Source organism: Diaphorobacter ruginosibacter (assembly GCF_040396215.1).
Lineage (GTDB): Bacteria > Pseudomonadota > Gammaproteobacteria > Burkholderiales > Burkholderiaceae_C > Diaphorobacter_A > Diaphorobacter_A ruginosibacter_A.
Genome location: NZ_JBEBOW010000178.1, coordinates 1 through 5,568, shown reverse-complemented (window position 1 = coordinate 5,568; position 5,568 = coordinate 1). Strand labels below are relative to the sequence as shown.

Annotated in this window: 3 protein-coding genes; all 3 read right to left on the bottom strand. The window is 69.3% G+C overall.

Features of this window, described 5'->3' with window-relative positions; translation table 11 throughout:
- Positions 1-6: 6 nt before the first annotated feature.
- Positions 7-3,306, bottom strand: coding sequence for an error-prone DNA polymerase (locus tag ABWP92_RS16065; protein WP_353236411.1), 3,300 nt, complete (start codon positions 3,304-3,306; stop codon positions 7-9).
- 6 nt (positions 3,307-3,312) lie between these two features.
- Positions 3,313-4,728: a DNA polymerase Y subunit UmuC family protein gene (locus ABWP92_RS16060; RefSeq protein WP_353236410.1), complete on the bottom strand. Its 1,416-nt coding sequence runs from the start codon at positions 4,726-4,728 to the stop codon at positions 3,313-3,315.
- Positions 4,691-5,568, bottom strand: an 878-nt coding sequence (gene imuA / locus ABWP92_RS16055; protein WP_353236409.1) for a translesion DNA synthesis-associated protein ImuA, incomplete at its 5' end; no start/stop codon positions are given. The genes imuA and ABWP92_RS16060, both read right to left, overlap by 38 nt.

Here is a 5,568-nt window from a genome sequence, read left to right as displayed (position 1 = left end):
CCCGCTTCAATGAAAATCCCGGCTGCCGCCCAGCACCGGGGCCAGCCGCCCCAGCAGCGGCGAGAGATTCTTCACCCGCTGCGCAATGAGATGCCGCGTGGCGTACCGCGAGGCGCCCTCGCCCGTGCCGCTGCTGCATTGCCAGACGCCCTCCACAACCAGCATGCGTGAGCGCAGCAGCGGCTCGCGCCATTGTTCGAGCACCGACGGCCAGACCACCACGTTCACCACCCCGGTTTCGTCCTCGAGCGAGACGAACATGGTGCCCTTGGCCGTTCCGGGCCGCTGCCGGACGGTGACGATGCCGGCCGCGCGCACGCGGCGCCCATCCGGCGTCGCGAGCAACTGCGCCGCCGTTCGGATGCGCCAGCGCGCCAGCCGCTCGCGCAGCAAGGCCAGCGGATGGCGGCGCAGCGTGAGCCCGGTGGCCGCGTAGTCGAACACAATCGCCTCGCCCTCTGCGGCCTCGGGCAGTTCCAGGCGATCCTCGTGGGTGGGCGCATTCCTCAGCAGCGGCGGCGCGGCCAGTTGGGCGGCGGCATCCCACATTTGCTGGCGTCTATGGCCAGAAAGACCGGCCAGCGCATCCGCCGCCGCCAGGGCCTGCAGGTCGTGCCGGTCCAGCCGCGCGCGCAACGCAAGGTCCTGCGTGCTCTCGAAGGGCGCCTGCGCACGCGCCTGCAGCAGGCGCGCGGCGGCCGCGCCCGCAAGGCATGCCACGAAGTTCAGGCCCAGGCGCACCGCCGGCTGAAGCTGCCGGATGCCGCGAATCGCGCCGGGCGGCCCCTCGAGCGTGCATTGCAGATCGCTGCGCGTGACATCCACCGGCAGCACGCGCACGCCGTGGCGGCGCGCATCCTGCACCAGTTGCGACGGCGTATAGAAACCCATCGGCTGCGAATTGAGCAGCGCGGCCAGGAAGCACGCCGGCTCATGCCGCTTGAGCCAGGCGCTGGCGTAGGCCAGCATCGCAAAGCTGTAGGCATGGCTTTCGGGAAAGCCGTATTCGCCAAAGCCCAGCATTTGCTGAAAGATCTGCTCGGCGAATTCGCGCCGGTATCCATTGGCGACCATGCCCTCGATCACCCGGTCCTTGAAATGATGCACGCCGCCGGTGCGCTTCCACGCGGCCATCGAGCGGCGCAGCGCGTCGGCTTCGGTGGCAGTGAAATTCGCCGCGGCCATGGCGATCTGCATGACCTGCTCCTGAAAGATCGGGATGCCGAGCGTGCGCTCGAGCGCGTCTTTCAGTTCGGGCTTTTCCAGCGTCAGCGGCTGGCCCCGCGCGCGGCGCTCGCGCGCCAGCAGATAGGGATGCACCATGCCGCCCTGGATCGGCCCGGGACGCACGATGGCCACCTCCACCACCAGATCGTAGAACACGCGCGGCCGCAGGCGCGGCAGCATGCTCATCTGCGCGCGGCTTTCGATCTGGAAGACGCCTATGGTGTCCGCCGCGCAAATCATCTCGTAGGTGGCGGGATCATGCCGGGGGATGTTGTCGAGAAGCGCCCAGGCTTCATCACGGATGCTGTTGCGCATGTCAAGGCAGCGCCGCAGCGCCGTCAGCATTCCGAGCGCAAGCACATCCACCTTGAGCAGATTCAGCGCATCCAGATCATCCTTGTCCCACTGGATGACCGAGCGCCCGGACATGCTCGCCGGCTCGATCGGGACAAGGCGAGTGAGCTTGTCCTGCGTGAGCACGAAGCCTCCGACATGCTGGCTCAGATGGCGCGGAAACCGATGCAGCTCCCTGGTGAGCCGAAGCCACCAGTGCGCGCAATGCGCGCTGATGCTCTCGCCCACGTCGCGCGCCAGCCCCTGCAGGCGATCCTCGGCGGCCCCGTCATCGAACCAATGGTGATCCTTGGCGAACGCATCCACCAACGCGGGCGCTATGCCCAGCGCCTTGCCCACGTCCCGCAGCGCGCTGCGCAGCCGGTAGGCGATGACCACGGCCGTGATCGCGGCGCGCTCCTGCCCGTATTTTTCATAGATGTACTGGATGACCTCCTCTCGCCTTTCGTGCTCGAAATCGACGTCGATGTCCGGCGGCTCCTTGCGCTCCCTGCTGATGAAACGCTCGAACAGCAGGTTGCCGTCCCGGGGGTCGACCGCCGTGATCCCGAGGAAATAGCAGACCACCGAATTGGCCGCCGAGCCGCGCCCCTGGCACAGGATGTTGCGCGAGCGCGCGAACCGGACGATGTCATGCACGGTGAGGAAATACATCTCGTAGCCGAGATCGGCGATCAGGTCGAGCTCGTTGTGGATCTGGTTCTGTATATCCAGCGGAATGCCCAGCGGATACCGGCCACGCGCGCCCTCCCACGTCAGCCATGCCAGGGTCTGCTGCGCCGTCTTGCCGGGCAGCACCGTCTCCAGGGGATAGTTGTAGCGAATCTGTTCCAGCCTGAAAGTGCAGCGCCTGGCCACCTCCAGCGTGGCCGACAGCAGGCGCGGCGGATACAGGGCCGCCAGTTGCGCGCGCGTTCGCAGGCGCCGCTCGGCGTTCGCTTCCAGGGCATGGCCGCATTCCGCCACGCTGCGGTTCAGTCCCACGGCGGTGATCACGTCGAGCAACGGCTTGCGCGGACGCTCATGCATGAGCACGCCGCCCGCCGCAATCAACGGAACGCGCAGCCGCTCGCCCACCTGCCGCAGCATCTGCAGCCACAGGCTGTCGCCGGACTGCTTGTGCAGTTCCACGGCCAGATGGAAATCGCGGCCCAGCATGGCGCGAGCGCGCTCAAGAGCGAGCATCAGGGCGGCGTCATCGGGAGCATCCTTCATGAACGCCGCGCGATCGGGCACGATCAGCAGCTCGCAGCCGTGCAGAAGCAGCCAGGGTGAACGCGCGGTCAAACGGTAGGAGCCCTTGGGCGCGGCTGCGCGCGCGGCGGTGATGAACTCGCACAGGCCGCCCCAGCCCCGCAGATCGCGCGCGATGGCGACGATGCGCAGGTGGTCAAAGCGGAACTCACTGCCATACAGCAGCCGGAGCCGGAAGTCCCCCGGCGCTCGCGCCGTGTCCTGGCCAGCCTGCTCTTTCCGCCCGTTCTGTCGTTGTTCCTCGCCTTCCTTTGCCAGTTGCCGCGCCGCCAGCCATGCTCGCACGACGCCCGCCACCGAGCATTCGTCGGTGATGGCGAGCGCGGCATAGCCCAGGCGCGCGGCCCGCTCCACCAGTTCACCGGGATGCGATGCGCCGCGCTGAAAGCTGAAATTGCTCAGGCAATGCAGCTCCGCATACTCCGGCAAGGCCGGGGATGCGGGCTGGGGCGCGCAGTCGTCATCACGCATGGCGGCTCATCCATACATGCCGTGCAGATACCAGTCGTGCGTGCTGGTTTCGCGGAACACCCAGACCCAGCCCGATGCGGCGTTGCAGGCCACGAAATACTCCCGCTTGGCCAGGCCCGGCGCGGGCTGCGGGCCGGCGGCGTGCTCTGGAGGCGGAGCGTCCTCCGGCTCCCACCAGCCGCTTTCAAAGCGCTCCGGCCCGGCCATGAGGCGCAGCGCCTGGCCGTTCAGACAAGGCTTGTGCTGGCGCACCGTGAGCAACCGCGGCTGCGGCAGGAGCCATGCGGGCCATAACGCCGCGCGGGGATCGGCCTCTGCGGCCATCCCCGCGCGCGGGCCTGACGGGATTGGCGGGCCTGGCTGCCGCATGACGCTGCCCGCGCTTTGCCAAAGCTGCATGTGCTCGGGCCGATGATCCTCGCGCCGCCGCGGCACGCGCAGGCACGCGTCGCCCAGGCGTGCGCCGACCCGCTCGACAAACTGGCTCCACGGCTCGCCGCCGCGCTCATCCGCAGACCCGGGCAGCCAACTGGCGCTGCCTGACTGGAAGGCCTGTGTTTGCAGCGTCTTCATCGACACGCGATTGACCGGCGCCGCCAGCCGCTGGTGCGCCATCCGCTCGGCCAGCAGGCGGCGCAGATGCGACAGCTCCTGCAGCGGATCGGCCGTGCGCAGCTCCATCCCGCCCCACGCCGGAACATCCACGCCATCGAGCCGCCGCAGGTCATGGCGCCAGCACAGCCGCAGCCGCAGCACGCCCAGGTGGCGGGTGCGCAGCCAGCGTTGCAGCACGGACAGCAGATGCTCCGCCGGGTGCATCAGATCGGCGCAGGCCGCGGCGAGGTACGGCAGTTCCAGCTCCAGCTCGAAATGCTCTGGCGGGTCGATCCAGGAAAGCGGGCAGGCCCGCTCGCCCCACAACTGATCGAGCGCGATCAGGCAGGGCTCACCCAGCCTGCGCGCGACACCTGCGCGCGGCAGCGCGCGCACGTCCCCCAGTGTCCGGCAACCCAGGTTGCTCAGTGTTGCCAGATGAGGCCGCAGCGCGGTGACCGTGTGCATGGGCAGCCCGTCAGGCACGCATGCCGGCAGTTCCTGGCCCGCCTGCTTGAGGCGCAGCAGCGCAAGCGCCTGCATGGCGGTCCGGCCTTCCGCCCATTGGCTGCGCGGGTGCGGGGCCGCGCCTTGCCCATCCGGTGCGGGCGAGGACACCGGCGCGTGCGCCAGCAGCAGGCGCCGCAACGCGGCACGGCCGCCCCAAAGCCGCTCGGCGCTTGCCACGTCGAGCAGCAGGGCCTCGTCGAGGACCGCGACGTTGGGCGTGAAATGCAGCGCCCACCAGCCATGCTCGCGCACCGCCTGCGCGGGCATGGCGGCAAGCGTTTCATCGCAAAGAGGCAGACGCCACGCCATCCAATGCATGGTGCTTCTCCCGCGATGGTGCCCTGGCCCCGCCTGATCCAAGCGCATCCAGGAGCGCCGCCGCATCCGCCCGGGCCTCGGCCTTGCGCCTGGACTGCGCGGCCAGTTCGGCCATCAGTCTTGCCGACAAGAAGGGAAGCTCCACGGGCTCGTCCAGCGGCGGGCCGCGCCGCTTGATCACATGCACGAGCAGCCGCTTTTCCTGCAGCTTCAGCCACAGCCGCAAGGGCGCGGGAGAAGACTGCATGCGCGCCCGCTCGGGCCGGAACACCCAGAGCATCCGCCGCTGCTGCGCGGCCAGCAGCTGCAGGCGGCGCAGCGCTTGCGGTGGCGCATCGGGCAGCCAGGCGAGCACCGCCGCCACGTCGCGGCACTTGAGCGCCTGCTCGCTCACCCACATGCCGCCGTCATCACCCGCCGCGCGCGGCAATCCACGCTCCGCCCGCCCGGGATGCACGCAGCACAATTGCCGCGCCGCAATCCCCGCCGTCTCGGCAAACGGAACGAACATCTGCCACGGCGGAGCCACCAGCACCGCATGGTGCCTTGGCTGCCGTGACAGCGCCTGCGCCAGCGCATGGCTCACCAGGCTCCATTCAGGATGCGCGAAGGCCGGCAGCAGAATCTCGGACATCCCACCCACCGGCCAGCCGCCGCCGGGCAACTCGGCATCCAGCCTCTCGTGGCCCGACGGCAGGGCGCAGGCGGCCCCGTCATCATGGGCCGATCGCCAGTCATCCCCATTCCACACGCCCAGCCGCGCCAGGCTTGCGGGCGCGATCGAGGCAACCCCGCGAGCCCTTGCCACGGCGGCGGCAGAAGAAGGATGGGTTGCGCTCA